Source organism: Paraburkholderia sp. HC6.4b (genome assembly GCF_014200875.1).
In the GTDB taxonomy this organism is placed as follows: Bacteria; Pseudomonadota; Gammaproteobacteria; order Burkholderiales; family Burkholderiaceae; genus Paraburkholderia; species Paraburkholderia tuberum.
Map to the genome: position 1 here is coordinate 126810 of NZ_JACHDC010000006.1, position 26432 is coordinate 153241.

22 protein-coding genes are annotated in these 26432 nt (G+C 65.2%); 15 read left to right on the forward strand and 7 right to left on the reverse strand.

The genetic code is table 11. From position 1 onward, the window contains the following. Positions 1 to 52 precede the first annotated feature (52 nt). On the forward strand, positions 53 to 616 hold the full coding sequence (ahpC, locus tag HDG34_RS11235; RefSeq protein ID WP_184059994.1) for an alkyl hydroperoxide reductase subunit C: 564 nt from the start codon (positions 53 to 55) through the stop codon (positions 614 to 616). Between the two features lie 173 nt (positions 617 to 789). Beyond that, positions 790 to 2388, forward strand: a complete 1599-nt coding sequence (ahpF, locus tag HDG34_RS11240; RefSeq protein WP_184059997.1) for an alkyl hydroperoxide reductase subunit F — start codon at positions 790 to 792, stop codon at positions 2386 to 2388. 113 nt (positions 2389 to 2501) lie between these two features. Here ahpF and HDG34_RS11245 read toward each other — a convergent pair whose 3' ends face one another. Both HDG34_RS11245 and HDG34_RS11250 read right to left on the reverse strand, forming a co-directional pair. Continuing rightward, on the reverse strand, positions 2502 to 2915 hold the full coding sequence (locus HDG34_RS11245) for a DoxX family protein (protein ID WP_018425254.1): 414 nt from the start codon (positions 2913 to 2915) through the stop codon (positions 2502 to 2504). A gap of 97 nt (positions 2916 to 3012) precedes the next feature. Then, positions 3013 to 3738 (reverse strand): pirin family protein, encoded by a 726-nt coding sequence (locus tag HDG34_RS11250; RefSeq protein WP_184059999.1) that lies wholly within the window; start codon positions 3736 to 3738, stop codon positions 3013 to 3015. A 137-nt stretch (positions 3739 to 3875) separates the two neighbouring features. Between HDG34_RS11250 and HDG34_RS11255 the strand changes: the two genes are divergently transcribed. Continuing rightward, positions 3876 to 4787 carry a LysR family transcriptional regulator gene (locus tag HDG34_RS11255; protein WP_184060001.1) on the forward strand — a complete coding sequence of 304 codons (912 nt, stop codon included), beginning with the start codon at positions 3876 to 3878 and terminating at the stop codon, positions 4785 to 4787. Between the two features lie 14 nt (positions 4788 to 4801). On the opposite strand, the gene HDG34_RS11260 is transcribed toward HDG34_RS11255, so the two are convergent. Further along, positions 4802 to 5818, reverse strand: a complete 1017-nt coding sequence (locus HDG34_RS11260) for a 1-aminocyclopropane-1-carboxylate deaminase (protein ID WP_184060003.1) — start codon at positions 5816 to 5818, stop codon at positions 4802 to 4804. A gap of 140 nt (positions 5819 to 5958) precedes the next feature. On the opposite strand from HDG34_RS11260, the gene HDG34_RS11265 reads away from it, so the two are divergent. The 9 genes from HDG34_RS11265 to HDG34_RS11305 all read left to right on the forward strand — a co-directional run bounded on the left by HDG34_RS11265 (position 5959) and on the right by HDG34_RS11305 (position 18213). Then, entirely contained in the window at positions 5959 to 6474 is a 516-nt protein-coding gene (locus tag HDG34_RS11265; RefSeq protein WP_026226668.1) for an Lrp/AsnC family transcriptional regulator, read from the forward strand. Between the two features lie 147 nt (positions 6475 to 6621). Then, positions 6622 to 7380, forward strand: coding sequence for a peptide-methionine (S)-S-oxide reductase MsrA (gene msrA / locus HDG34_RS11270; protein ID WP_184060005.1), 759 nt, complete (start codon positions 6622 to 6624; stop codon positions 7378 to 7380). Positions 7381 to 7735: 355 nt separating this feature from the next. Next, positions 7736 to 8635: a MipA/OmpV family protein gene (locus HDG34_RS11275; RefSeq protein WP_184060007.1), complete on the forward strand. Its 900-nt coding sequence runs from the start codon at positions 7736 to 7738 to the stop codon at positions 8633 to 8635. Positions 8636 to 8754: 119 nt separating this feature from the next. After that, the gene (katE, locus tag HDG34_RS11280) at positions 8755 to 10875 is read left to right on the forward strand and encodes a catalase HPII (protein WP_184060009.1); all 2121 of its coding nucleotides are present in this window, start codon (positions 8755 to 8757) and stop codon (positions 10873 to 10875) included. 252 nt (positions 10876 to 11127) lie between these two features. Further along, positions 11128 to 14616 (forward strand): response regulator, encoded by a 3489-nt coding sequence (locus HDG34_RS11285; protein WP_184060309.1) that lies wholly within the window; start codon positions 11128 to 11130, stop codon positions 14614 to 14616. 34 nt (positions 14617 to 14650) lie between these two features. Then, complete coding sequence (locus HDG34_RS11290) at positions 14651 to 15496, forward strand: protein-glutamate O-methyltransferase CheR (RefSeq protein WP_184060011.1); 846 nt, start codon at positions 14651 to 14653, stop codon at positions 15494 to 15496. 10 nt (positions 15497 to 15506) lie between these two features. Then, positions 15507 to 16151, forward strand: coding sequence for a chemotaxis protein CheB (locus HDG34_RS11295; protein WP_184060013.1), 645 nt, complete (start codon positions 15507 to 15509; stop codon positions 16149 to 16151). Positions 16152 to 16160: 9 nt separating this feature from the next. Then, on the forward strand, positions 16161 to 17288 hold the full coding sequence (locus tag HDG34_RS11300; protein WP_184060015.1) for a hybrid sensor histidine kinase/response regulator: 1128 nt from the start codon (positions 16161 to 16163) through the stop codon (positions 17286 to 17288). A gap of 100 nt (positions 17289 to 17388) precedes the next feature. Next, positions 17389 to 18213: a helix-turn-helix transcriptional regulator gene (locus HDG34_RS11305; protein ID WP_184060017.1), complete on the forward strand. Its 825-nt coding sequence runs from the start codon at positions 17389 to 17391 to the stop codon at positions 18211 to 18213. Positions 18214 to 18282: 69 nt separating this feature from the next. Here the strand turns inward: HDG34_RS11305 and HDG34_RS11310 are convergent, their stop codons facing one another. Next, on the reverse strand, positions 18283 to 19224 hold the full coding sequence (locus tag HDG34_RS11310; protein WP_184060019.1) for a LysR family transcriptional regulator: 942 nt from the start codon (positions 19222 to 19224) through the stop codon (positions 18283 to 18285). A gap of 192 nt (positions 19225 to 19416) precedes the next feature. On the opposite strand from HDG34_RS11310, the gene HDG34_RS11315 reads away from it, so the two are divergent. From HDG34_RS11315 to HDG34_RS11325, 3 genes are all read left to right on the forward strand, one after another. Next, a complete protein-coding gene (locus HDG34_RS11315; protein WP_184060021.1) occupies positions 19417 to 20616 on the forward strand; it encodes an amino acid aminotransferase in 1200 nt (399 codons plus the stop codon). A 98-nt stretch (positions 20617 to 20714) separates the two neighbouring features. Further along, a complete protein-coding gene (locus tag HDG34_RS11320) occupies positions 20715 to 21509 on the forward strand; it encodes a class II aldolase/adducin family protein (protein WP_184060023.1) in 795 nt (264 codons plus the stop codon). Positions 21510 to 21580: 71 nt separating this feature from the next. Further along, the gene (locus HDG34_RS11325) at positions 21581 to 22564 is read left to right on the forward strand and encodes a 2-dehydropantoate 2-reductase (protein WP_184060025.1); all 984 of its coding nucleotides are present in this window, start codon (positions 21581 to 21583) and stop codon (positions 22562 to 22564) included. Positions 22565 to 22671: 107 nt separating this feature from the next. Here the strand turns inward: HDG34_RS11325 and HDG34_RS11330 are convergent, their stop codons facing one another. The 3 genes from HDG34_RS11330 to HDG34_RS11340 all read right to left on the reverse strand — a co-directional run bounded on the left by HDG34_RS11330 (position 22672) and on the right by HDG34_RS11340 (position 26279). Beyond that, complete coding sequence (locus tag HDG34_RS11330) at positions 22672 to 22866, reverse strand: hypothetical protein (RefSeq protein ID WP_184060028.1); 195 nt, start codon at positions 22864 to 22866, stop codon at positions 22672 to 22674. A gap of 21 nt (positions 22867 to 22887) precedes the next feature. Continuing rightward, a complete protein-coding gene (locus tag HDG34_RS11335; RefSeq protein ID WP_184060030.1) occupies positions 22888 to 24624 on the reverse strand; it encodes an FAD-dependent oxidoreductase in 1737 nt (578 codons plus the stop codon). 128 nt (positions 24625 to 24752) lie between these two features. Next, on the reverse strand, positions 24753 to 26279 hold the full coding sequence (locus HDG34_RS11340) for a PLP-dependent aminotransferase family protein (RefSeq protein ID WP_184060032.1): 1527 nt from the start codon (positions 26277 to 26279) through the stop codon (positions 24753 to 24755). Positions 26280 to 26432 lie beyond the last annotated feature (153 nt).

Consider the following 26432-nt stretch of genomic DNA (forward strand, 5'->3'; position numbering starts at 1 on the left):
GTCTGACATACTGGCTCCACTTTCCAACCCCCTCAAAGAGAGGATTCAGCAAATGCCGATCATCAACAGTCAAGTCAAACCGTTCAAAGCACAGGCTTTTCACAACGGCGATTTCCAGACCGTCACTGAAGAAAGCCTGAAGGGCAAGTGGTCGGTTTTCGTGTTCTACCCGGCCGACTTCACGTTCGTGTGCCCGACCGAACTCGGTGACCTGGCCGATCGTTATGAAGATTTCAAGAGGCTGGGCGTGGAAATCTACAGCGTGTCGACCGATACGCACTTCACGCACAAGGCCTGGCACGACACGTCGGATACGATCCGCAAGATCAAGTACCCGATGCTGGCTGACCCGACGCTCGCTATCTCGCGCAACTTCGACGTGCTGATCGAAGAAGAAGGCCTCGCGCTGCGTGGCACGTTCGTGATCAACCCGGAAGGCGAGATCAAGCTGTGCGAAATCCACGACAACGGCATCGGCCGTGACGCTGGCGAACTGCTGCGCAAGGTTCAGGCCGCTCAGTACATCGCCAAGCACCCGGGCGAAGTGTGCCCCGCCAAGTGGACGCCGGGCGCGCAAACGCTGACCCCGTCGCTCGACCTGATCGGCAAGATCTAAGGTCCGCGCAGCTCACGCTGCACCCCGCAGTCTGCATCTGCCGGGATCTTCCCGGCGCTTCACCGCGCGAATCGCCTGATACGGCGCTTCGCGCGTCCCCGGGCCCAACACGTCCTATCCGGATGCGTGCGGCGCCGGGACACCCACACCCCTCGTCACGGAATCGCAACGCCATGCTTGACGTCAATCTCAAGACTCAACTGAAGTCGTACCTCGAAAAAGTTAGCAGGCCTATCGAGCTCGTCGCGTCGATCGATGACAGCGCGAAGTCCCAGGAGCTGCTGGCCCTGCTGAACGACATCGCGACCTTGTCGGAGCGCGTCACGGTGATCGAGCGTCGCGGCGACGACGAACGCAAGCCGTCGTTCTCGATTGGCGAAGCGGGCAAGGAAACCGGCATCCGTTTCGCCGGCATTCCGATGGGGCATGAATTCACGTCGCTCGTCCTCGCACTGCTGCAGGTCGGCGGCCACCCGGTCAAACTCGACGATGCGGTGATCGAACAGATCCGCAGCCTCGACGGCGACTATCAATTCGAAACGTATTTCTCGCTGTCGTGCCAGAACTGCCCGGAAGTCGTGCAGGCGCTGAACGTGATGGCGTTGATCAATCCGCGCATCCGTCACGTCGCGATCGACGGCGCGCTGTTCCAGAACGAAGTCGACGCGCGCCAGATCATGGCGGTACCGACGATGTTCCTGAACGGCGAAACCTTCGGCCAGGGCCGCAGCGGCGTGAAGGAAATCCTCGCGAAGCTCGACACCAACGCCGGTGCGCGCGCCGCGAAGCAACTGGAGAACAAGCCGGTGTTCGACACGCTGATCGTCGGCGGCGGCCCGGCGGGCGCGGCGGCGGCGATCTACTCGGCGCGCAAGGGCATTGCGACCGGTGTCGTGGCCGAGCGTTTCGGTGGCCAGGTGCTCGACACGCTGGCGATCGAGAACTTCGTCTCCGTGACCGAAACCGAAGGACCGAAGTTCGCGACCGCGCTCGAACAGCACGTGAAGACCTATGACGTCGACATCATGGACGTGCAGCGCGCCGAAGCGCTGATTCCGGGGCGCATCATCGAAGTACGTCTGGCCAACGGCGCGGTGCTGAAGGCGAAGACGATCATCCTCGCGACCGGTGCGCGCTGGCGCGAAATCAACGTGCCGGGCGAGCGCGCGTATCGCAATCATGGCGTCGCGTACTGCCCGCACTGCGATGGCCCCTTGTTCAAGGGCAAGCGCGTCGCGGTGATCGGCGGCGGCAACTCGGGCGTCGAGGCGGCGATCGACCTCGCGGGTCTCGTGCGCGAAGTGACGCTGCTCGAATTCGGTGCGACGCTGCGTGCCGACGAGGTGCTGCAACGCAAGCTGCGCAGCCTGCCGAACGTGACGGTGCTCACGCAGGCGCAGACCACGGAAATCACCGGCGACGGCAAGAAGGTCAACGGTCTGGTCTACAAGGACCTCGCTTCGGGCGAAGTGAAGAACGTCGAACTCGAAGGCGTGTTCGTGCAGATCGGTCTCGTGCCGAACACCGAATGGCTGAAGGGCACGGTCGAGCTGTCGAAGCATGGCGAGATCGTCGTCGATGCGCGCGGCGCGACGTCGGTGCCGGGCGTGTTCGCCGCCGGCGACGTGACCACGGTGCCGTTCAAGCAGATCGTGATCGCGGTGGGCGAGGGTGCGAAGGCATCGCTGTCCGCATTCGATCACCTGATCCGCAACAGCGAAGAAGTCGCGGCGGTCAGCGAAGCGGAAGCGGAAGCCGAAGCAGCGGTTTGATTCGGTAGCTCAGAGAAGGCAAACGGCGGCCCGCGGGCCGCCGTTTCAGTTTGCGCATGCAACAAAGGCCCGCATTCGTGCGGGCCTTTGTCGTTAAAGCACGGGAATCGGTATCACCGCCGGTCGAACGAATACTTGCCGGGGCCGGTCACGCACAACAGCAGCAACCCGCCGATGATGCCGATGTTCTTGTAGAAATGAATCATATTGTCGTACTGCATCGCGCCCGTCATGTTCCAGTAGTGATGGCCGATGATCGCGGTGCCGAGCGTATACACCGCAAGCAGCAGCGCCAGCGGTCGCGTGAAAAATCCCACTAACAGCGCGACGCCCACCACAAGCTCCATCACCACCGCGATAACAGCCGAGAACGCCGGCACGGGCGCGCCGGTCGACGTCATATAAGCGACGGTGCCGGCAAAGCCGGTCAGCTTCGACCAGCCGAACATCACGAACAGCACCATCAGCAGGATTCGAGCGACGAGAACGACGACGTCTTTCTGGTTTTCAAACAGTGTGTAGCGCATGATTTTTCCCGGTAGGGTAGAGGGATGAAGCTCGCTGGAAATCGTCGTCCAGCGAGCCGCGTTCAGGTTTGAGTCAATAGCGGCGTAAGCGGAGCGCTTATGCCCACAACGCCGAGGTTTCGATATTACGCAGGTCGAACACGAGCACTTCCGCATCGCGGCCCTGCGTGAAGGTCAGCGCTTCTTCACCCCGCACCCGCGCGCCGTCACCCTCGCCAAGCTCGACGCCATTCACCGTGACGCTGCCGCGCGCCACCTGAACATATGCATAGCGGTCCTTCGCGAGTTCGAGCCGCGCGGTTTCCTCGCCGTCGAACAGACCGGCATACACGCGCGCATCCTGTTGCAACTGCAGCGAACCGTTCGCACCGTCCGGCGACAGGACGAGCCGCAGCACACCGCGCTTGTCGGCCGCGCCGAAGTGCTGTTGCTGATAGCGCGGCTTCGTGCCTTGCTGGGCCGGCGCGATCCAGATCTGCAGGAAGTGCACCGGCTCGCTCTTCGAATGGTTGTATTCGCTGTGCGCCACACCGGTGCCCGCGCTCATCAACTGGATGTCGCCCGGCACGATCACCGAGCCCGTGCCCATCGTGTCCTTGTGTTCGAGCGCGCCTTCGAGCACGTACGAAAAGATCTCCATGTCGCGATGCGGATGCTTGCCGAAGCCCTGCGCCGGCGCCACACGGTCGTCGTTGATCACGAGCAGGTCGGAGAAGCCGTTCTGCTTCGGATCGTGATAGTTCGCGAACGAAAACGTATGACGCGAGCTGAGCCAGCCGTGTTCCGCGCGGCCACGTTGGTTGGCGTGTCTGATTTCGAGCATGCTCTTTCTCCTTGAGTTTTGTCGTGCGATCCGGGCCAGATGTTTGGCTGAGATCCATGAACGACAGTGTAGGTCAATCCGGATGGCTATAATCATGATAAAACCGGAAACACTGTCGCATTGGAGTGGACAATACGATGCAACTCGATGACATGCGCATCTTCGTCGCGACCGTCGACGCCCACAATTTCACCGCCGCGGCCAACCGGCTGTCGCTGTCGAAACAGTTCGTGAGCCGCCGTGTGATGGCGCTCGAGGAAGCACTCGGTGTGCAACTGCTGATCCGCAACACGCGCAAGCTGGCGGTGACCGATCTGGGTCAGGAGTTCTACGAGCGCGCGAAGCGCATCCTCGGCGAGGTCGAGGACGCCGAGCAGGCCATGTCGCTGCGCCGCGCCGGGCCGCGCGGGCTGCTACGCGTGAGCGCGCCGATGTCGTTCGGCATGATGCATCTGTCGCCGCTCGTCGCGGCGTTTCTGCGCGAGCATCGCGACGTGCGCTTCGACATGGAACTGAGCGACCGCGCCGTCGATGTGGTCGGCGAAGGCTTCGATATGGCGATCCGTATCGGCACGCTGGCGGATTCGTCGCTGATCGCGCAAAAGCTGATCGATGTGAAGATGGTGGCGTGCTGCAGCCCCGGTTATCTGCGCCGGCGTGGCAGCCCGGCCGTGCCTGGCGATCTCGCGAACCACGAATGTCTGCTATACGGCCACGGCGGCGCGGTGAGCTGGGACTTCAGCGTCGAGGGCGTGGTGAAGAGCGTCGAGGTGCGCGGGCCGTTACGCGCCAATAACGGCGATCTGATTCGCGATGCGGCCGTCGCGGGACTTGGAATCGTTCGGCTGCCGGATTTCATCGTCGCCGATGCGCTCGCAAGCGGACAACTCGTGCCCGTGCTCGAAGCGTTCCTGCCGTCGGCGACGGGCGTCTATGCCGTGTATCCGCAGCATCGGCAAAGCTCGGTCACGATCCGGGCATTCGTCGAGTTTCTGCGCAGGCATCTGAGGAAGAAGCTCGCGACCGAACCGCGGACGCCCGTCGGCTAATCCCCTAAACCCTATCAACCGTTGCGGAAGATAAAGCTATACGCGCTCAACGCGGGCACGCCGCCCAGGTGCGCATAAAGTACGCGCGAGCCGGCCGGAAATTCGCCGTTACGCACCTTGTCGATCATGCCGTGCATCGACTTTCCCTCGTACACCGGATCGGTCAGCATGCCTTCGAGCCGCGCGCACAGACGGATCGCCTCGAGCGTGCCGTCGTTCGGCAGACCGTATTCCGGGCCGCCGTAGCGCTCGTCGAGCACGATGTCCTTCGCGGTGATGTCGCGGCCCAGTTCGACGCTCTCGGCGGTCCGCTTCGCGATGCGTGTGATCTGCTCGCGTGTCTGCGCCGGTTTCGCCGATGCGTCAATGCCGATAACCCGATCGGCGCGGCCGTCGGCGGCGAAACCGACGACCATGCCAGCCTGCGTGCTGCCCGTCACCGAGCACACGACGATGTAGTCGAACCTGAAGCCTAGTTCGGCTTCCTGCTGACGCACCTCTTCGGCAAAGCCGACGAAGCCGAGGCCGCCGAGCGGATGGTCCGAGCAGCCGGCCGGAATCGCGTACGGCTTGCCGCCGGCCGCGCGCACGCTGTCGAGCGCGTCTTCCCAGCTCTTGCGAAAGCCGATGTCGAAGCCGTCCGGCACGAGCCGCACGTCGGCGCCCATCATGCGCGACATCTGGATGTTGCCGACGCGGTCATACACCGCATCCGAGTAGTTGACCCAGTTCTCCTGCACGAGCACGCACTTCAGGCCGAGATGCGCGGCAACCGCCGCGACCTGGCGCGTCTGGTTCGACTGGATGCCGCCGATCGACACGAGCGTGTCGCAGCCCTGCGCGAGCGCGTCGGGGATCAGATATTCGAGCTTGCGGGTCTTGTTGCCGCCGAACGCGAGGCCGCTGTTGCAGTCCTCGCGCTTCGCATAAAGCTCGACCTTGCCGCCGAGATGTTCGCTCAGACGCTTGAGCGGTTGAATTGGCGTCGGTCCGAAGGTGAGCGGGTAGCGGGGGAATCGTTGCAGGTTCATCGCGGCTCCGTGGTGGGGTGATTTCCATGAGTTCATGTTAGGAAAAACCGCCAGAAATGAGCTTGCGAAAAAAATCGCTTAGACGTATTTTTCGAAATCAAAGAATGTCCACCTCCTAATAAAACTTCGTACATACGGTCATGAGCGCAACGAAAGTTCGTGCTGGAGCGCCACCTTCGGGCATCGGCGCGATTCACCACCCGCTCGATCGCATCGATCGCGCGATCCTGCGGCAGTTGCAAACCGACGCGTCGATTTCGAACGTGGCGCTCGCCGCGAAAGTGAAGCTGAGCGCGCCGGCGTGTTTGCGGCGCGTCGAACGCTTGAAGGAATCGGGGCTGATTCGCGGCGTGGTCGCGCTGCTCGATCCAAAGGCGGCCGGCGCGGGCATGCTCGTGATCATCGGCGTGGTACTGGATCGCTCGACGCCCGAGTCGTTCGCCGAGTTCGAGAAGGCCGCGCAGAAAGTGGCCGGCTGCATGGAGTGCCACGTGGTGACCGGCGAGTTCGACTATTTCATGGTGATCCGCACGCGCGACAGCGACAGCTTCAATCGACTACACGCCGAGCAGTTGCTGTATCTGCCGGGCGTACGGCAGATCCGCTCATTCATGGTGCTGAAGGAAATCCTGTCGACCACGAAATTTCCGCTGTGAGTCGCGCGGCCGCGCCGCCGGCCGCGAAAGCGCGCATGCTGTCATAAACGCCGCGCCCGCGCGACGAAGCTTCGGCGCACCCGCATGCGGCCGTGGCAGCACCGTGCCAAAGCGGGCGGGCGCCGGCACTTTTCCGGAGCGACCATCATGACTCGCAACAGACCGCAATTCCTTACATCGTTCGGCGGCACCTCGAAACGCACGCGCGCGGCCGTGTTGTCGTTGCTGCTAGGCGCGGCCGCGCTCGCGTTGCCGCTCGCGCAGCGCGTCGCGTTCGCGGCGGAGAGCGCCGTCGTGATCGCGCCGCCCGCGCTCGACGAACCGATCCCGGCCAGCACCGCGCACGAGGAAACCGCGGTGTTCGCGGGTGGCTGCTTCTGGGGCGTCCAGGGGGTGTTCCAGCATGTGCGTGGTGTCACGCGGGCGGTGTCCGGCTACTCGGGCGGCTCACGCGACACTGCGCAGTACGAGACCGTCAGCGGCGGCGAGACGGGGCACGCCGAATCGGTGCAGGTCACGTTCGATCCTGGCAAGGTCACCTACGGCCAGTTGCTGCAGGTGTATTTCTCGGTGGTTCAGGACCCGACCGAGCTGAATCGTCAGGGGCCCGACAGCGGCACGCAATACCGCTCCGCGATCTTTCCGCTGAACGACGCGCAACGGCACGTCGCGCAAAGCTACATTGCGCAGCTCGACAAGTCGCACGTGTTCCCCGCGCCGATCGTCACGAAGACGGAGCCCTACAAGGGCTTCTATCCGGCCGAGTCGTATCACCAGAACTATCTGACCTTGCATCCCGATTCGGCCTACATCGTGTTCAATGACATGCCGAAAATCGCCAACCTGAAACGCCTGTTCCCCAACCTGTATCGCGACAAGCCGGTGCTCGTCGAAGCAGGGCAATAATCCCTCTGAACGGCGGCGCCAGCGGCGCCGCCGCAGCGCCGGACCGTCTTCGGGTTACGCCTTGCGTCGCGCTCGTCACCAATCTTCCACAGAGTTGGCGCATATCTTGCGCAGCAATGTTCCGTTGGCCATTGTCCACGTCACCGCGGCGCGCAAGGACTATGCGCAGTGGCCACACGAGCGCGGGGGTCATGCGGGCTCGCCGCGCCTCGTGCACATCGCGCTGCCCGCTTCATCGATTGGAAAAATTACACGCCGTAAGTAACAGCGCGGCGGTCGTCCGCGTTTTTGGGTCCGCGCTGGACCCCGGGCGCAAACCTAACCTCATCGCGACGAGCGAAATTGGAGGCTTCCGGTGGTCAACAGCCGTAGAAAGAAGCGGGGCGCCATGCCTCGCCATAAACAAACCGGCATCGCGGCGGGCTCGCTCGTCGCCGCGACCTTGGGCGCGATGGCCTGCGTGCCGGGTGTGGTCTTCGCGCAGACGCCGTCGCCGCTCGGCGAATGGCAATATTCGGTGGGCATTCCGCTGCAGAAGATGTGGCAGCCGAACATTCCCGACTGGCAACTGCGCTTCGGCGTGGCCACGTCGTTCCAGCCGCGCTTCGAAGGATCGGACCGCTATCACCTGGTGACCGGCCCGAGCATCGACGTGCGCTACAAGGATCTGTTCTTTCTGTCGAGCGGCGAAGGCTTCGGCGTGAATTTCGCACAGGGCGAGAACTGGCGCATGAGTCTCGCCGCGGTCTACGACCTCGGGCGACGCGGCCAGGACGATCCGCAGGAACTCAACGGGCTCGGCAACATCAACCCGGCGCCCGGTCTGAAGCTTTCGGGCGAGTACGTCGTGTCGAAGGATTTTCCGCTCGTCCTGCGCGCCGATATCCGCCGCTATTTCGGCGGATCGAACGGCTGGATCGGCGATCTCGGCGCCTATATGCCGATGCCCGGCAGCACGAAGCAGTTCATTTGGTTCGCCGGCCCGAACGTGGTGCTCGCGGACTCCAATTACATGAACAGCTGGTTCGGAGTCAATCAGGAGCAGGCCGCGCACTCGCAGTATCCGCAGTATCACGCGAGCGCGGGCTTCAAGTCGGTGGGTTTCGGCGTCAGCGCGATCTGGCTGTTCAGCAAGCACTGGTTCGCGACCGCCGACGGCGCGTTCGAGCAGCTCGTCGGCAGCGCGGGCAACAGTCCGATCACGCGCAGCCGCGCGACCGGCGTCGCCGACGTGTCGATCAACTACCGGTTCTGACGCACCGCCGCCGCGCAGCCAATGCGCCGTGACTTGGTGGGAATAGCCCTTGCTGACTCTGTGATCGCGCGCCGCGACGCCTCCGTCGCCGCGCGCCTGAACACAAGGAGTCGATCCCCATGGCAGGTAAGGCGAATACCCAGAAGGCCGCGGCCCAGGCAAACGGGGCAGCGCAGTCGAACGACGCGAAATCGAACGATCTCGAACGCAATCGCGTGAAGCCGCAAGGCGAGGCCCTGAGGACCAATCAGGGCGTCAAGATTGCCGACAACCAGAACACATTGCGGGCGGGACCGCGCGGTCCATCGCTGCTGGAAGATTTCATCATGCGTGAAAAGATCACGCACTTCGACCACGAGCGCATTCCCGAACGGATCGTGCACGCGCGTGGCTCGGCCGCGCATGGTGTCTTCAAGGTCTACGAATCGATGCGCGAGTACACCAAGGCCGCATTTTTGCAGGACCCGGCCGCCGCAACGCCGGTCTATGTGCGTTTCTCGACCGTGCAAGGTCCGCGCGGCTCTGCCGACACCGTGCGCGACGTGCGCGGCTTCGCGACGAAGTTCTACACGCAGGAAGGCAATTTCGATCTGGTCGGCAACAACATGCCGGTGTTCTTCATCCAGGACGCGATCAAGTTTCCTGACTTCGTGCACGCGGTGAAACCGGAAGCACCGAACGAAATGCCGACCGGCGGGTCCGCGCACGACACGTTCTGGGACTTCGTCTCGCTCGTGCCCGAATCGGCGCACATGGTGCTGTGGACGATGTCGGACCGCGCGATTCCGCGCAGCTTTCGGACGATGGAAGGCTTCGGCGTTCACACGTTCCGCTTCGTCAATGCGCAGGGCAAAGCTCGTTTCGTCAAGTTCCACTGGCGTCCCGTGCTCGGCTCGTATTCGCTGCTGTGGGACGAAGCGCAGAAGCTCGCGGGCAAGGACCCGGACTTTCACCGCCGCGACCTATGGGAAGCGATCGAGCGCGGCGACTATCCGGAGTACGAACTGGGCGTGCAGATCGTCGAGGAAGCCGACGAGCACAAGTTCGATTTCGACCTGCTCGATCCGACCAAGCTGATTCCGGAAGAGCTGGTGCCGGTGAAAATCATCGGCAAGATGACGCTCAATCGCAATCCGGACAACTTCTTCGCCGAGACCGAACAGGCCGCGTTCCATCCGGGGCATATCGTGCCGGGCATCGATTTCACCAACGATCCGTTGCTGCAGGGGCGTTTGTTCTCGTACACGGACACTCAGATCAGCCGCCTCGGTGGCCCGAACTTTCACGAGATTCCGATCAACCGGCCGGTCTGTCCATCCGTCAACAATCAGCGCGATGCGATGCATCGGCAGGCGATCCATGTCGGCCAGGCGTCGTACGAGCCGAACTCGCTGAACGACGGCTGGCCGAAGGAAACCGATCCGGCCGCTGAAGATGGCGGCTTCGACAGCCATCAGGAACGCGTCGAGGGCACGAAGATTCGCGTGCGCGGCGACTCGTTCGCCGATCATTTCTCGCAGGCCGCGTTGTTCTACAACAGCATGTCGCAGCCGGAAAAAGACCATATCGCGGCGGCCTATCAGTTCGAGCTCGGCAAGGTGACCAAGCCCGAGATTCGCGCGCGTCAGGTCAACGAGATTCTCGCGAACTTCGACGCCGATCTCGCCGCGAAGGTCGCCGAAGGACTCGGCTTGCCGGCGCCGAAAAAGGGCACGGCGAAACTCGTCGGGCCGAAGACGTCGCCGGCGTTGAGTCTGCTCAATCGCGTGAAGCCCGGCATCAAGACCCGCAAGATCGCGCTGCTCGCCGCACCCGGCTCCGATGGCGCGGCGATCAAACAGTTGCAGCAGGCGCTCACGGGTGAAGGCGCAACGCCGATGCTGATCGCGCCGACGCTCGCCGAGATCGATGGCCTCGCGCCCGACGCGACGATCGCCGGGCTGCCATCGGTGATGTTCGACGCGGTGATCGTCGTCGGCGGCGAGGAGGGGGCGAAGGCACTGTCGCAATCGGGCGATGCGCGGCACTTCGTGCTCGAAGCGTTCAAGCATCTGAAGGCGATCGCGGCGCTCGGCGCGGGGCGCGACCTGCTCGCGGCCGCGCAGTTGCCCGCGCAGCCGGAGGGCGTCGCGACCGGCGAGGACTCGCAGTCCGCCGATGTGTTGAAGGCGTTCATCAAGGCCGCCGGACAGCATCGCGTGTGGTCGCGCGCGGCGCAGGCGGAATCGGTGCCGGCCTGAGCGGGCCGAGCCGGTTGCGCTGATGCGCTGCCGCGTTAGCCGCTGAACGGTGCTGAGCGTAGCTGAAACGCGGCGCGTCGATGCAGGAGCCTGGCCGGTGTTAGCCGGCCAGGTTGTTTTTGGCATTCCGCGTCGCGCGCGTGCGGGTCGTCCTTGTATGATGACAGCGGTCGCATCGCGGCACTCGACACCGTGCGCAGACCCGAAAGATATTCCGCATCGACCCGATTCGCCATGCCACTTACAGAAAAAATGACCGCATCGCCGGCCGTCGATCAACTCCGTTTCCGCCGCATCCTTCGCCGCAATATCGCGCTGCCTTTGGGCGTCGGCCTCGTCACGATGGCGCTGTTCGTCGGCTTGATCGCGTATCTCGTGTCGACGATGAACTGGGCCGAGCACTCCGGGCGCGTGATCGGCGACGCCAACGAAATGCTGCGGCTCGCGGTGGATCGCGAATCGTCGATGCGCGGCTTTCTGATCACCGGTAACGAGAGTTTCCTCGCGCCGTATGAAAACGGCGGCCCGAAATTCAAGGCACAGCTCGAAGCGTTGAAAAAGCAGGTCGCCGACAACCCGCCGCAAATCGAGCGGCTCAAGCAGATCGAGGCCTCGCAGGAGCGTTGGAGCCGCTTCGCCGAACAGATCATCGACGCGCGCCGCCGCAACCAGGACTATGAGAGCGCGATCGCTGCGGGGCGCGGCAAGCTCGAATTCGACGAAACGCGCCGCGAATTCGGCGATTTTCTCGACGTCGAATTGCGCTTGCGCCAGCAGCGCGTCGAAGCGACGCGCAACGTGACGGCGACGCTGGTCGGCGTGTTCCTGCTGTTCAGCCTCGTCGTCAGCGGCCTGCTAGCGTGGCGAGGCCGTCGCGAACTGCTGGACCTGTCCGAGACCTATGACGACGTGCTGCGCCGTCAGGCCGAACAGACCGCGCTGCTCGAGCAGCAGGTCTGGTTGCGCTCGGGCCAGCGCCTGCTCGCGGACAAGGTCGTCGGCCAGACGAGCGCGCCGCTCGTCGGCCGCGCGATGCTCGAGTTTCTCGCCCAATATCTCGATGCGCTCGTCGCCGCGCTGTACGTGCGCGACAGGCAGAGCGGCACGCTGCGCCGCATCGCCGCTTACGGCTATAGCCGTGACAGCGAGCAGACGGCCGCTCTGAGTTTCGAAGAGGGTGAAACGCTGGTCGGCCAGGCCGCGCGCTCGCGCCGCACGCTGGTGTTGCGCGATGTGCCGGCCGATTACGTGCGGGTCGTGTCGGCGACGGGCAGCGGTGCGCCGCGCAATCTGCTGATCCTGCCGATCGACAACGACGGCCAGGTCAACGGCGTCGTCGAAATGGGCTTCCTGCGCGAGGTGACGCCGCGCGACGAAGAGTTCATGGAGCTGATCCGCCACAGCATGGGCAATTTTCTCGAGGCGGCGCTGTATCGCGAACGCCTGCAGGATGCGCTCGCCGAGACGCAGCAGCTGAACGAGGAGTTGCAGGTCCAGCAGGAGGAGTTGCGGGTCTCCAACGAAGGGCTCGAGGAACGCGGCCGCGCGCTGTTGGAATCGCAACGGCGCCTCGAAGCGCAGCAGGCCGAGCTCGAACAGACCAACGTGCGGCTCGAGGAATACGCGCTGCGGCTGGAGCGGCAAAAATCGGATCTGCTGCGCGTACAGAACGATCTGGCGGCCAATGCGGAGCGCCTCGAACAGTCGAGCCGCTACAAATCCGAGTTCCTCGCGAACATGTCGCACGAATTGCGCACGCCGCTGAACAGCTCGCTGATTCTCGCGAAGCTGCTGCAGCAGAATCGCAGCGGCAATCTGACCGACGAGCAGGTGCGCTACGCGGAGACGATCCACGCGTCGAACAGCGATCTGCTCGTGCTGATCAACGACATTCTCGACCTGTCGAAGGTCGAGGCGGGTCAATTGACGGTCGAGCACGAAACGGTGTCGATCGAGGCGACGCTGCAATCGCTCGAAGAAATGGTTCGTCCGATCGCGACGACCAAGCACTTGCGTCTCGCCTTCGACAAGTTGCCGGGCACGCCCGATACGTTCGTCACCGATGGCCAGCGGCTCACGCAGATCCTGCGCAACCTGCTGTCGAACGCGGTGAAGTTCACCGAGCGCGGCGAGGTCACGCTCGAGGTCGCCAGGGTCGAGGACAACGTGCTGCGCTTCGACGTGCGCGATTCGGGCATCGGTATTCCGGCCGACAAGCTCGACCTGATCTTCGAGGCGTTCCAGCAGGCCGATGGCTCGACGAGCCGTCAATATGGGGGCAGCGGCCTCGGGCTGTCGATTTCGCGCGAGTTCTCGCGGTTGCTGGGCGGGCGCATCACGGTGGCGAGCGAAGTCGGCAAGGGCAGCGTGTTTTCGCTGTGGCTGCCGCTCGATGCGCGCGAGGCGCGCGTGAGCGCGGACAGCGCACCCCCCGCGGTGATCCCGCCAGCGAATGGTCTGGCAAGCCGGGCGCCGCCCACCGCGTCGCGCGAAGCCTTGCTGCCCGGCGCCGCCGAGCCCGCCGCCGCGTCGATAGCCGACGATCGCGACCATCGCACCCGCGCGGGCCGTCTGATCGTCGCGGTCGAAGACGATCCGCCGTTCGCCGCGATTCTGCGCGATCTCGTGCACGAACTCGACTTCGACTTCGTGCACGCGAGCGATGCCGCGAGCGGCCTCGCGCTGGTGCGCGACATGCGGCCGGCCGCGGTGCTGCTCGACGTCGGTCTGCCGGACCGCTCGGGCCTCACGGTGCTCGAATGGCTGAAGAACGATCCGCTGACTCGCCATATTCCGATCCATATCGTGTCGGCCACCGATCACGCCGACAAGGCGCTGCACCTCGGCGCGATCGGCTACACGCTGAAGCCGACCGCGCGCTCGACGATGGAGGCCGCGATCCGCCGCCTCGAAGCGCGGCTGCAACAGCGCCTGAAGCGCGTGCTGGTGATCGAGGACGACGCACCGATGCGCGAAAGCATCCGCGCGCTGCTGCAAAGCGAGAACACCGAGATCGTCGCGGTCGCGACGCTCGCCGAGGCGTTCGAGCAACTGTCGGCGCTGACGTTCGACTGCGTCGTCACCGATCTCGCGCTGCCGGACGGCACCGGCTACGATCTGCTCGAACGCCTCGCCGCGAACAGCGCGCATGCATCACTGCCGGTGATCGTCTACACGGGCCGCATGCTGTCCGACGAAGAGGAGCACCGGCTGCGCCGCTACTCGAAGTCGATCATCATCAAGGGCGCGAAATCGCCGGAGCGTCTGCTCGATGAAGTCACGCTGTTTCTGCATAGCGTCGAGTCGTCGCTCGCGCCGGAGCAGCAGCGCATGCTGCGCACCGTGCGGCAACGCGACAATGCGTTCGAGGGCCGCACGATCCTGCTCGCCGAAGACGACGTGCGCAACATCTTCGCGCTGTCGCACGTGCTGGAGCCGCTCGGCGCGAAACTGCTGATCGCGCGCAACGGCCGCGAGGCGCTCGACGAACTGGAGAACGGGCCGGAAGTGCATCTGGTGCTGATGGACATCATGATGCCCGAGATGGACGGCCTGACCGCGATGGGCGAGATTCGCCGCAATCCGCGCTTCGCGCATCTGCCGATCATCGCGCTGACCGCGAAGGCGATGGCGAACGATCGCACGCGCTGCCTCGAAGCGGGTGCCGACGACTACGTGTCGAAACCGATCGACGTCGACAAGCTCGTCGCGCTGTGCCGCGTGTGGCTGCGGCAGCGCTGACGGCGCGAGCGTTGGCACGCAAGCGAGCAATGCGATGAAACCGTCCGCATCTGACGTACCGCACCGCATCAGCGATTTCGACATCGAGCTGCGGCTGCTGCTCGAGGCGATCTATCTGAAGTATCAGCACGACTTTCGCCACTACGCGATGTCGTCGCTGCGCCGCCGCCTCACGCAGGCGCTCGATGAATTCAACGTGGAGACGCTGTCGCAATTGCAGGACCGCATCATGCGCGACGGCTACGAGTTTTCGCGGCTGTTCCGCTACCTTACCGTGCAGGTCAGCGACATGTTTCGTGATCCGTCGTATTTCCTCGCGCTGCGCGAGCACGTGCTGCCGCGTTTGCGCACCTACCCGTCGATCAAGGTGTGGGTCGCCGGATGCAGCACCGGCGAGGAGCTGTGGTCGCTGAAGATCCTGTTCGACGAGGAGGGTCTCACCGAGCGCACGCTGTTCTACGCGACCGACATCAACCCCGACGCGCTCGCGCGCGCGGAGGCGGGCATCTACGCACTCGAACGCATCCAGGGCTTCACGCAGAACTATCTGGCGGCGGGCGGCACGCGTTCGCTGTCGGACTACTATCATGCAGCGTATGGCGGCGCGCGCTTTGCCGGCTCGCTCAAAGAGCGCGTGGTGTTCGCCGATCACAGCCTGTCCACCGACGAAGTGTTCCTCGAAGCGCATCTGGTGTCGTGCCGCAACGTGCTGATCTATTTCGATCGCGGCTTGCAGGATCGCGCGTTGGGGCTGTTCGAGAACGCACTGGTGCGGCGCGGCTTTCTCGGCCTGGGCAGCAAGGAAACCCTGCGGTTTTCACATCACTACCCGGCGTTCGACGAGTTTCGCGCGGCCGAACGCATTTATCAGAAGCGTTAGCGAGGTCGCGATGCCACGCTCGACCAGTGAACCCCCGCCCACCCAGGCCGCCGACGCCGGCACCGCCGCGCGGGCGCACGCGCGGCGCGGCTATCAACTGGTCGTGATCGGCGGGTCGGCGGGCGGCATCGAGGTGCTCAAGGTGCTGCTCGCCGCGCTGCCCGCGCGCTTCGCGGCAGCCGTGATGATCGTCGCGCATCTGCCGCCCGATTCGCCGAGCTATCTGGTGCCGGCGATCGCGCATCGCTGCGCGCTGCCGGTGCTCGAACCCGATGCGGGGGAGCTGATCCTGCCGGGCCGCGTGTACGTCGCGCCGGCCGGTTATCACATGCTCGTCGAAGTGGACCGCACAGTCGCGCTGTCGACCGCTGCGGCGGTGCGCTTCTCGCGGCCGTCGATCGACGTGCTGTTCGAATCGGCCGCCGCGGTGTACGGCGAGCGGCTGCTCGCGATCCTGCTGTCCGGCGCCAACGACGACGGCGCGCAGGGGCTCGAACGCGTGCGCGCGCTCGGCGGCACCGCGTGGGTGCAGGACCCCGGCAGCGCCGGTGCACCGGAGATGCCGCGCGCGGCGATCGAGCGCGGCGCGGCCGACGCGATCTACAATCCCGAAACCCTGGCGAAGCGCCTTGCCGCGCTGCCGACTTCCCTCTGATCCGGGGCCATGACGAACTCACCTGTGAACATCCTGATCGTCGACGACATCGTCCACAACATCACCGCGCTGGAAGCGTTGCTCGCGCGGCCTGACGTCGCGGTGCTGGTCGCCGACTGCGGCACCGCCGCGCTCGATCTGCTGCTCAAGCACGAAGTCGCGCTGGCGATTCTCGACGTCAATATGCCCGGCATGAACGGCTTCGAGCTGGCCGCGCTGATGCGCGGCAGCCCGCGCACGTCGCACGTTCCGATCATCTTCCTGAGCGCGACCGCGCAGGACGCGTCGCGCACGTTCCGTGGCTATGAGGCAGGCGCGGTCGACTTCCTGTACAAGCCGTTCGATCCGCGCATCCTGCAGTCGAAGGTCGACGTGTTCGTGCAGCTGGAGCAGCAGAAGCGCGAGCTCGCCGCGCAACTGGTGACGACGCGCCAGATGCTCGAAGCGAACGAAATGCTGATGGCGGTGCTCAGCCATGATCTGCGCACGCCGCTCGGCGCGGTGCTGGCGTCGGCGGAATACCTGATGCGCACGGCCGCCGACGAGCAGGCCGCAACCGTCGCCGCGCGCGTGAAGAACAGCGCCCTGCGCATGGCGCGGATGGTCGATCAGCTGCTGAACCTCGCGCGCCTGCAAGGCGGACGTCTGCCGTTGCAGCCGCGCTCGATCGAGCTCGCGACGCTGTGCCGCTCGGTCATCGACGAATTCGCATCGCAGAAGAGCGGCAAGCAGATCGTGTTCACCTGCACCGGCAATACGGCCGGCGCGTGGGATACCGATCTCGTGTGGCAGGCGGTGTCGAATCTCGTCAGCAATGCGCTGCATCATGGGGCGCCGGAGGGCGATATCGGCGTGGAGGTCGATGGCGACGCCGAGGATTGCGTGCGCCTGAAGGTGTCCAATCGCGGCACGATTCCGGCGGAGCTGTTTCCGCATCTGTTCAAGGCGTTCGCGTCGAACGGCAACGGCGCGCGCTCACGCGAAGGGCTCGGGCTCGGTCTGCATATCGTGCAGGAGATCGCGCGCATGCATGGCGGCGACGTCAGCGTCGTATCCACGGACGAGTCCGGCACGACCTTTACGATCGAATTGCCGAGGACGGTCGCGTTGCAGCGGGGGGCGTTTACCCGGCGATAAAGCATCGCCAGGCCGGCGATCACGCCGGTGGGCCACCGCGTGCCCGCTGTGCTACGCTTGCCGCAACCCAATTCACGCAGCGCAAGCACGAATCCCCATCATGCGTTCCTGGCGCCTCGCATCACCGCAGCGCAGCGGTCAGATCAGCACCGCGCGCGCCACCGACCTCGTCATGGCGATCTCCCACCCGGATGCCGACGCGCTCGCCGCGAGCATTCTGCTGACGGTTGGCGAAACGTTGTCGCTGCCCGTCTCACAGTGCACGATCTTCGCGTATGAGTTCGACGCGCGGCCCCGTACGGTGTCGGCGGCCGACCATCGCGGCGGGCATTTTCTGCGCGACGTCGCCGAACGCTACGCCGCGCATTTCTATGCGCTCGACGGCAATCGCGCGGTCATCGGTCAATCGAACCACAGCCGGCGCACCGCTTCGCGCGATGCGCTGGTGCTGCATCAGCAGCGCGGCGACGAAATCGAAAACGAAGCGTATCGCGCGGCCTGCTACGCGCAGCCGAACGTATCCGACCGGCTGTCGTTGCTCGTGCAGCCGGCGGATAGCGTGTGGCTGTCGATCAACCTGTATCGCGACCGCGCGTACGGCGTGTTCGCGCCGGGCGAACTGGAGCGGATCGAAAGCGTCGCGCCGCTGTTCGCGCATGCGGCGAAGGGCCAATACGCGCTGAACGGGCAACATCAGCAGGGCACCGGTGCGGCGATGCTCGCGCGCGTGCGGCGCGCATGTCCGACGCTGACGCCGCGCGAGCTCGACGTGTTGCGTGGCACGCTCGATGGCGCTAGCGCGGCCGAGATCGCCGGGCAGATGGGCGTGAAGCCGGCGAGCGTCGTCACGTACCAGAAGCGCGCGTACGCGCGGCTCGGGATTTCTAATCAGCGGCAACTGTTCGCGTTGTGTATGCAGCCCTAGCTGCACATCTGTCGAAACTCACGCCGAAGCGCGCGTCGCATCGCGCTTCGAGTTCGCTTCAACTCCGCTTCAACTCCGCTTACCCCGCGCCTCGGCCTGCGCCTCCCGATCCCAGCGTTTCAACCACGGCATCACGAAATCCGCGAAGCCGTCGGCCGATGGCGACAGCGCACGCTCGGTCGATCGATACACGCACACCTCGCGAATCGTTTCAGGATCGACGATGCGCTTCATCACGAGCCCGAAGGTCCGCGCGAGCGGTGCGACATAGGCTGGCGCGAGCGTGACCGCCAGCCTTTGCGCGGCGAGGCCGAACGCGGTGGTCACGTTGTCGACGACATCGACGGGAATGATGCGCGCCTCGACCGGCAGATTGGCGAGCATCTGGTCGACCGCGCGCTCGTGGTCGCGGCCGGTCGCGACGATCGGCACGTCGCGCAGATGCTGCCACTGCACGCGGCGGCGCGCGGCGAGCGGATGCGCGGCCGAGCACCACATGACCCACGGACTCGCGAACGCGGGCTCGGAGCGCACGCGCGGCCCGCTTTGCCGGTCCGGGCCGATCGCGAGATCGATGTCGCCGCTCTCGACGCGCTCCACCAGTTGCTCGACCACGGTATCGCAGACGCGCACGACCACCTTCGGCTTGTCGCGCGCGTATTCGGCGATCGCCGCGGGCAGCGCCGTCGACGCGATGACGAGCGGCGCGCCGACCCGCACGATGCCGGCCGCGCGGTTGCGGATATCGTCGGCGGATTGGGCGGCTGCGCGCACGTGGCGCAGCACCGATTCGGCCGACGCCAGAAAGTCCTGCCCCGCGCTGGACAGCGCGACGCGCCGCGTGGTGCGATCGAACAGCCGGAAGCCGAGCTCCGTTTCGAGTTCGGCAAGCAACTGGCTGACCGCCGACGAGGTCAGCCCGAGCCGCTGCGCCGCCGCGCCGATGCTGTGCAGATCGACGATGGCGAGGAACGCTTCGAATTGACGGATCGTGACGCGGGTAAGAGGCATACGATCGATTCTAAAGAAAAACTTACGAATCATGAAAAATCGATTGATTGTGCGCGGCGCGTCGACGACCGACACTTGTGCGGGTCGACTTGGCCCGGCAAACCCGCTTAGACTCAAGGTTTGCCCTGTCGTCCCGCGGCGCGCGGACGACCGCTACAACAGGCCTGCAGAGGCCGTCTTCAAGGACCCGTCATGTTCGACCATATTCCCGCCTATCCGGGCGACCCGATTCTGAGCCTGAACGAAGACTTTCAGCTGGACCCCCGGCCGAACAAGGTCAACCTCAGCATCGGCATCTATTTCGACGACGCCGGCAAGCTGCCGGTGATCGACGCGGTGCGCCGCGCCGAAACCGCGCTGCTCGACGCGATCGGCCCGCGCTCGTATCTGCCGATGGCGGGTCTGCCGCTCTATCGCGACACCGCGCAGGCGCTCGTGTTCGGCGCCCACAGCGCGGCGCGCGCCGAAGGCCGGATCGCGACGCTGCAAACGCTCGGCGGCTCGGGCGCGCTGAAGGTCGGCGCCGATTTCCTGAAGCGTTATTTCCCCGGCTCGCAAATGTGGATCAGCGATCCGAGCTGGGAAAACCATCGCGTGGTGTTCGAAGGCGCGGGCCTCACGGTCAACACCTATCCGTACTACGACGCGCAAACGGGCGGCCTGCGCTTTGCCGACATGCTCGCCGCAATCGACACGCTGCCGGAAAAGAGCATCGTGCTGCTGCACGCGTGCTGCCATAACCCGACGGGCGTCGATCTGAGCCCGTCGCAATGGGCGGAACTGGTGCCGGTTTTGCAGCGCCGCAAGCTGATCGCATTCGTCGACATGGCCTACCAGGGTTTCGGCGCGGGCCTCGAAGAAGACGCCGCGCCGGTGCGCCTGCTCGCCGACGCGAACGTGCCGCTGATCGTCGCGAACTCGTTCTCGAAGAATTTCTCGCTTTACGGCGAGCGCGTCGGCGCGTTGAGCGTGGTCTGCAAGAGCGCCGACGAAGCGGCGCGCGTGGCGGGCCAGCTGATGTCGGCGGTGCGCGCGAACTACAGCAATCCGCCGACGCACGGCGCGCGCCTCGTCGCCAACGTGCTCGCCGATGCGACGCTGCGCGCGTCGTGGGAAGCCGAGCTCGGCGCGATGCGCGAGCGCATTCTGGCGATGCGCAAGGTGATCCACGCAGGGCTCGACGGACGCGTCGATGAAGTGATGCGCGCGCGCTATGTCGCGCAGCGCGGCATGTTCACGTATACGGGCCTGTCCGAAAGCCAGGTCGAGCGTCTGCGCAACGAATACGCGGTGTACGTGCTGCGCTCGGGCCGCATGTGCGTCGCCGGACTGAACGCGCGCAACGCGGACTATGTCGCGTCGTCGATCGCGGCGGTGGTGTCGGGCGCCTGAAGCGCTCCGGCGCTCGGGCCGCTGTTACGGCACGCGTGAATATGATGGGCGGCGCGCACGGGCGCGCCGTCACAACGACAAACTTGGAGACACCGACGATGGCCACGACCCTCGAAGCGCAACCGGCGAGCCCGCCCAGATCGGCCGCGATGCATCCGGACGAATGGCAGACGCGCGTGCAACTCGCCGCGTGCTACCGGATTTTCGATCTGCTCGGTTGGACCGAGATGATCTACAACCACATCACGCTGCGCGTGCCCGAAAGCGTCAGCGGCCCGGAGCGCCAGTTCCTGATCAATCCGTTCGGGCTGCACTACAGCGAAGTGACCGCGAGCAATCTGGTGAAGATCGACGCGCAGGGGCGCGTGCTCGATGGCTCGCCGTATCCGGTGAATCCGGCTGGCTTCGTGGTGCATGCGGCGCTTCACGAGGGCTTGCCCGACGCGCACTGTGTGATGCATACGCATACGACGGCGGGCGTCGCGGTCGCCTGCCTCGAAGAGGGCCTGCAGCAGACCAACTTCTATAGCGCGCAGTTGCACGACCGGATCGCGTATCACGACTTTGAAGGCATCACGATTCATGCGGAAGAGGGGCCGCGGCTGCTCGCGCATATCGGCGACAGGCAGGCGGTAATCCTGCGCAACCACGGTCTGCTATCGTGGGGCCGGACGTTGCCGCAGACCTTCGCGATTCTGTGGACGCTGAATCGCGCGTGCGAAGTCCAGGTGGCGACGTTCTCGATGGGCCGCGCTCGGCCGGTGCCGGAGGAGGTCGCGATTCGCTGCTCGCGCGACGCGCTGCAGTTCGATCCGCGCCACGGCGCCGGGCAGGACGTGTTCGATGCGCTGGTGCGGCGGGTCGACCGGATCGATGCGAGTTTCCGGCAATGATTGAAGCCACGCGTAAAAGAGCGCGACAATCAACGCTGCAATAATCACAGCAACAGGCAAGGACTCAGGCGATGAAAGTAGCGATCTACGGCGCCGGCTCGATCGGCGGCTGGATGGGAGTGAAGCTCGCGCAGGCGGGCCATCGGGTCAGCGTGGTCGCGCGCGGCGCGACGCTCGACGCGGTGCGCCAGCATGGTCTGCGGCTGATCGAAGGCGGCGTGATCTACGCCGAGCAGGTGAAGGCGAGCGACAAGCCGGCCGATCTCGGCGTGCAGGAACTCGTCGTGATCGCGGTGAAGGGCCCGGCGATGGCGACCGTGGCCGCGCATATCAAACCGCTGCTCGGCCCCGAGACGATCGTGCTGACGGCGATGAACGGCGTGCCGTGGTGGTTCTGCGACGGGCTGGGCGGCGAACTCGCCGGCCAGCGCCTGAAGACGATCGATCCCGACGGCGCGATCACCGCCGCGATCCCGGCCGCGCAGACGGTCGGCTGCGTCGTGCATGCCAGTTGCCTGATCGACGCGCCCGGCGTGGTCCGGCATCACCAGGGCAACGGGCTGATCGTCGGCGAGGCGTCGGGCAAGCCGAGCGAGCGTGTCGAGCTGCTCGCCGCGCTGTTGCAGGCGGCGGGCTTCCATGCAACGGCTTCGGCGCAGATCCAGCGCGACGTGTGGTTCAAGCTATGGGGCAACATGACGATGAACCCGGTCAGCGCGATCACCGGCGCAACGACCGACCGGATCCTCGGCGACGAACTCGTGCGCGGTTTCGTCACGCACATCATGCTGGAGGCGAAGGAAATCGGCGCGCGCTTCGGCATCCCGATCGACCAGGCGCCCGACGACCGTCACGCGGTCACGCTGAAACTCGGCGCGATGAAGACATCGATGTTGCAGGACGTGCAGGCCGGCAAGGCGGTCGAACTCGATGCGCTGGTCGGCGCGGTGCGCGAACTCGGGCAACTGACGCGCGTGCCGACGCCCTATACGGATGCGTTGCTCGGACTCGCACGGCTGCATGCGAGTACGTTGGGCTTGTATCCGAGGCAGTGAGGTCGGTCTGCCAGCGCCCGTTTTGTTGTGATGGCTGTAATTCCCTCGCACTGCTGCGGCATTGCCGTTACCGCCTCTAGCGAACCGCCTCCAGGGAGGCGGTTTTTTTACCCGCGCCAGGCCGTGGCGGCAACCGGCAGCTTCGCCGCTTCGATCAACGACAACGCGCGCCGCGAGTCGTCGAGTTCGGTCAGGCACAAGAGCGCGAGACGCGCGAGATACAGCGACGCCTGCGCCTCGCCTTCGTGGGTCAGCGTGTTGCACAGCGTCGTATAGACGAGGTCGAGATCGGAATCGGTCATGATGTCGAAGGTCCTTGCGCGTTAGTTCTGCTGTGCCAGCGTGGCATCGAGCGCGCGCAGAACGGCCGCCGCGCTGCCGTTGCGCCAGCGCGCGAGTACGTGGCCGTCGGGGCGGATCAGATAGACGGTGCCGGGCCGTGCGTCGAGCATGTCGTGCAGGCGGCCGGTTGGGTCGATCGCTCGCGGGCTGTTTGCCGATTGCGCTTCGGCCGTGACGATATCGATCAGGTTGAACGGAATGCCCCGGCTGGCTAGCGTGCTTTGCAGTTGCCGCCACGCGTCACCATCGTTCGCGTGATCTGCTTCGAAGCGCAGCGCCGTGAAGCACGGTCCGAGCAGATCGGTTAGATGAATGCCGAGCCGTGCGCCATCTTGCGATTGTTTGAGCAGCCTGCCCTCGGGCAGCACGGTACCCGGCGCGGGGCCGCGATCGAACGCATCGGCTCCGTCGCCTGCGAAGTTCAGCGGCGATTGCCGATACGCGATCGCATGCGTCTGGCGCGGATTGATCAGCGGCCGCACCGCCGCATGCCGCTCGGCGAGCCCGAGCACGGCCGTGCGCAGCAAGTCGAACGCGAAGGTCGGCGGCGCCATGAACTCGGTACTTTTCATGCCGTAGCTCAGGTTCTCGCGCGCCGCGTACACACGTTCGTCGCTATAGCTATCGAGCAGCGCTGGCGACGCGCTCCGATTGATCACGCAGCCGAGCTTCCAGCCGAGATTGTCGGCGTCGTCGATGCCGGAGTTCGCGCCGCGCACGCCGAAGATCGGCACCAGATGCGCGGCGTCGCCCGCGAATAGCACGCTGCCATGCCGATAGCGTTCGAGCGTCAGCGCATTGGCCTTGTAGATCGTGATCCAGATCGGCGACCACGCGCCGGCTTCGCCCATCGAGTCGAGCAAGTTTTGCACGCGCGGTATCACGTTCTCGGGCAGCACGGCGGCGTCGGGGTCTTCGTCGTCGCGTAACTGATAGTCGATGCGCCACACGTTGTCAGGCTGCTTGTGCACGAGCACCGTCGAGCCCGGATTCGACGGCGGATCGAAGTACGCGAGCCGTTCGGTCGCGCGCGTGCTGTCGAGTTCGATATCGACGATCACGTAGCGGCCTTCGTAGGTCGTGCCTGTGAGCTTCAGCCCGAGCAGGTCGCGGATCGTGCTGCGTCCGCCGTCGCAGGCGACGACCCACGCAGCGTCCATCTGCCAGCTTTTGCCTTGCGGATCGGCAGGATCGGCGCTGCGCAAGGTCAAGGTCGCGCCGCCCTGCGGCCGTTGCTCGAGGCCCGTCACACGCGTTTGCCAGCGCACGTCGATCAGATCGGCGTGCCGTTCGATCTCGTCGAGCAGCAACTGCTCGATCTGATACTGCGCGATATTGATCATCGGCGGCAGCGACTGCTCGTCGTCCTGATGCATCGCGAAGCGGAACACCTCGGTGTCGCGATAGAAACTGCGCCCGCCGGTCCACGCCAGCCCCTTTTGCAGAAAACCGTCGACGACGCCGAGCCGCTTGAAGATTTCGAGGCTGCGTCGCGAGATGCAGATCGCGCGGCTGCCGGTGCACACGCTGTCGTCCGCCTCGATCAGCACCGAGCGCACGCCCTGGCGCGCGAGCGCAAGCGCGAGCGTCATGCCGACCGGACCGCCGCCGACGATCGCGACGGCGCGCGTTTGTGGATCGCGTCCGTCGATGAGCGGCGGCACCGCGGCCGGATAGCGGCGCGGGGCGAACGGATAGGGCTTGAACGGGCGGGTCATGCGTGTCTCCAGTTTGCTTGCGTTATCGGTGCAGTATGCGTCGGCGTTCGCGCGCGGCTGTCCTCATTTTGGGTACAGCGCCGCGCGCGAGCGTGAGGAGTGGTAGAGACCTGGACCTTCGCCGCTCGTTAGCCGTCCAGACAGGCGCGCAAGCTCCGCGCGAGGTGGCCCGCTTCACCTGCGTTGGCGATGTTTGCGAAGCCCATCACAACGCCACGCGGCGTGCTACGCGTGCGAGCATTCGCGTACCAGACCGAGAGCGGCAGAACGGCGAGCCCCGCTTCGCGGGCGCGCGCCGCAACCGCGACGTCGTCGACCGGGCCATCAGGGCCCTCGACGAACTGTGCCGCGAACTGGATTCCCCCTGGCGGCAGTTCGACGATCAGCCGTTCGCCGAACGCCTGCTCCAACGCGCGCACGATCAGCACGCGCCGCTCGGCGTATAACGCACGCATGCGCTTCAGATGTCGCGCAAAATGCCCCCGCTCGATGAAGTCGGCCAAAGCGGCCTGCAACACGGTTGGCGATCCGGCGTTCATGCTGCGCGCCACCCGCCCGACGCGCTCGACGGCCCGCTCCGGCACCACCGCATACGCGAGCCGCAAGCCGGGAAACATCACCTTGCTGAATGTGCCGCAGTAGATCACGTGATCGCGACGATCGAGGCTCTTCAATGCCGGCAATGGCCGGCCCAGATAGCGGAACTCGCTGTCGTAATCGTCTTCGACGATCCAGCTGGACGCTTGCTCTGCCCAGCCCAGCAACGCCATGCGTCGGCGGAGCGATAACGTGTGCCCGAGCGGGCTCTGGTGCGACGGCGTGACCAGCGCGAAGCGCGCCTGCGCATCCAGCCGTATGCCGTGTTCGACGTCGATCCCTTCTTCGTCCACCGGCACTGCGACGAGCTGCACGCCGGTTTCGGCGAGAAAACCGCGCGCGAGCAGATAGCCCGGATCTTCGTACCACACGCTGTCGTTCGGGCGGGCGAGACTGCGCAACACGAGCTCGAGCGTCGCACGGTAGCCGCCCGTCACGAACACCTGGTCCGGCAGGCAGGTCACCCCGCGCGACAGCCCAAGATACGTGGCGATGTGTTCGCGAAGCGGCCGGTAGCCGACAGGATCCGGGTACGCGAGCATCGCGCGCTCGCCGCTGCGCGCGCGATGCGAAACGAGACGATTCCAAACCTTGAGCGGAAACGCGTCAAGCGCGGGCAGCCCGGGTTGCAACGGCCGGGGCTCGCCGCTCATGGCGGCGGCAATGGCAAGCTGGCGCGGCGCCGGTTGAGCGCCGTGCGATTCGCCTGGCGTCTGAGCTGCGGTAGCCGGTTTAACGCTCTGCGTGCCGTTCGAACTCTTTGTGCTTTGCGTACGCGAGCGCGTTACTGAAGCTGGCAGCGAGGGCGACACGAACGTGCCAGCCGCACCGCGCATCTGGAGGTAGCCTTCGTCGACGAGGACCGTATATGCCAGTTCAACCGTGCCGCGCGCCGTGTTCAGTTGCGTAGCGAGGCTGCGCAGCGCGGGCACGCGATCGCCTGGACGCAGATGCCCTGCGGCGATCGCGGTTCTGAAGCGCGCGCAGATCTGCAGGTAGATCGGCAACTGGAGCTGCCGATCGATATCGACGGTGAATGCGGTAGGCGATACGGTCATCACGGTCTTGCCGGCAAGCAGACCGGAATCAGGATGTCCTGGTCCGATCGACAATTCTTGGCACTTTTCGATAGTTCATGATCTTCTCACAATAGCCTCACACGATGCGACGGCGGCGAGTTCTTTCCCGCGATGCAACGGCCGCCAGCCGCC

Bases quoted from the DNA above. Each gene is read 5' to 3' on its own strand.
- ahpC (WP_184059994.1), top strand. From the start codon at position 53: ATGCCGATCATCAACAGTCAAGTCAAACCGTTCAAAGCACAGGCTTTT.
- ahpF (WP_184059997.1), top strand. From the start codon at position 790: ATGCTTGACGTCAATCTCAAGACTCAACTGAAGTCGTACCTCGAAAAA.
- HDG34_RS11245 (WP_018425254.1), bottom strand. From the start codon at position 2,915: ATGCGCTACACACTGTTTGAAAACCAGAAAGACGTCGTCGTTCTCGTC.
- HDG34_RS11250 (WP_184059999.1), bottom strand. From the start codon at position 3,738: ATGCTCGAAATCAGACACGCCAACCAACGTGGCCGCGCGGAACACGGC.
- HDG34_RS11255 (WP_184060001.1), top strand. From the start codon at position 3,876: ATGCAACTCGATGACATGCGCATCTTCGTCGCGACCGTCGACGCCCAC.
- HDG34_RS11260 (WP_184060003.1), bottom strand. From the start codon at position 5,818: ATGAACCTGCAACGATTCCCCCGCTACCCGCTCACCTTCGGACCGACG.
- HDG34_RS11265 (WP_026226668.1), top strand. From the start codon at position 5,959: ATGAGCGCAACGAAAGTTCGTGCTGGAGCGCCACCTTCGGGCATCGGC.
- msrA (WP_184060005.1), top strand. From the start codon at position 6,622: ATGACTCGCAACAGACCGCAATTCCTTACATCGTTCGGCGGCACCTCG.
- katE (WP_184060009.1), top strand. From the start codon at position 8,755: ATGGCAGGTAAGGCGAATACCCAGAAGGCCGCGGCCCAGGCAAACGGG.
- HDG34_RS11285 (WP_184060309.1), top strand. From the start codon at position 11,128: ATGACCGCATCGCCGGCCGTCGATCAACTCCGTTTCCGCCGCATCCTT.
- HDG34_RS11290 (WP_184060011.1), top strand. From the start codon at position 14,651: ATGAAACCGTCCGCATCTGACGTACCGCACCGCATCAGCGATTTCGAC.
- HDG34_RS11295 (WP_184060013.1), top strand. From the start codon at position 15,507: ATGCCACGCTCGACCAGTGAACCCCCGCCCACCCAGGCCGCCGACGCC.
- HDG34_RS11300 (WP_184060015.1), top strand. From the start codon at position 16,161: ATGACGAACTCACCTGTGAACATCCTGATCGTCGACGACATCGTCCAC.
- HDG34_RS11305 (WP_184060017.1), top strand. From the start codon at position 17,389: ATGCGTTCCTGGCGCCTCGCATCACCGCAGCGCAGCGGTCAGATCAGC.
- HDG34_RS11310 (WP_184060019.1), bottom strand. From the start codon at position 19,224: ATGCCTCTTACCCGCGTCACGATCCGTCAATTCGAAGCGTTCCTCGCC.
- HDG34_RS11315 (WP_184060021.1), top strand. From the start codon at position 19,417: ATGTTCGACCATATTCCCGCCTATCCGGGCGACCCGATTCTGAGCCTG.
- HDG34_RS11320 (WP_184060023.1), top strand. From the start codon at position 20,715: ATGGCCACGACCCTCGAAGCGCAACCGGCGAGCCCGCCCAGATCGGCC.
- HDG34_RS11325 (WP_184060025.1), top strand. From the start codon at position 21,581: ATGAAAGTAGCGATCTACGGCGCCGGCTCGATCGGCGGCTGGATGGGA.
- HDG34_RS11330 (WP_184060028.1), bottom strand. From the start codon at position 22,866: ATGACCGATTCCGATCTCGACCTCGTCTATACGACGCTGTGCAACACG.
- HDG34_RS11335 (WP_184060030.1), bottom strand. From the start codon at position 24,624: ATGACCCGCCCGTTCAAGCCCTATCCGTTCGCCCCGCGCCGCTATCCG.
- HDG34_RS11340 (WP_184060032.1), bottom strand. From the start codon at position 26,279: ATGACCGTATCGCCTACCGCATTCACCGTCGATATCGATCGGCAGCTC.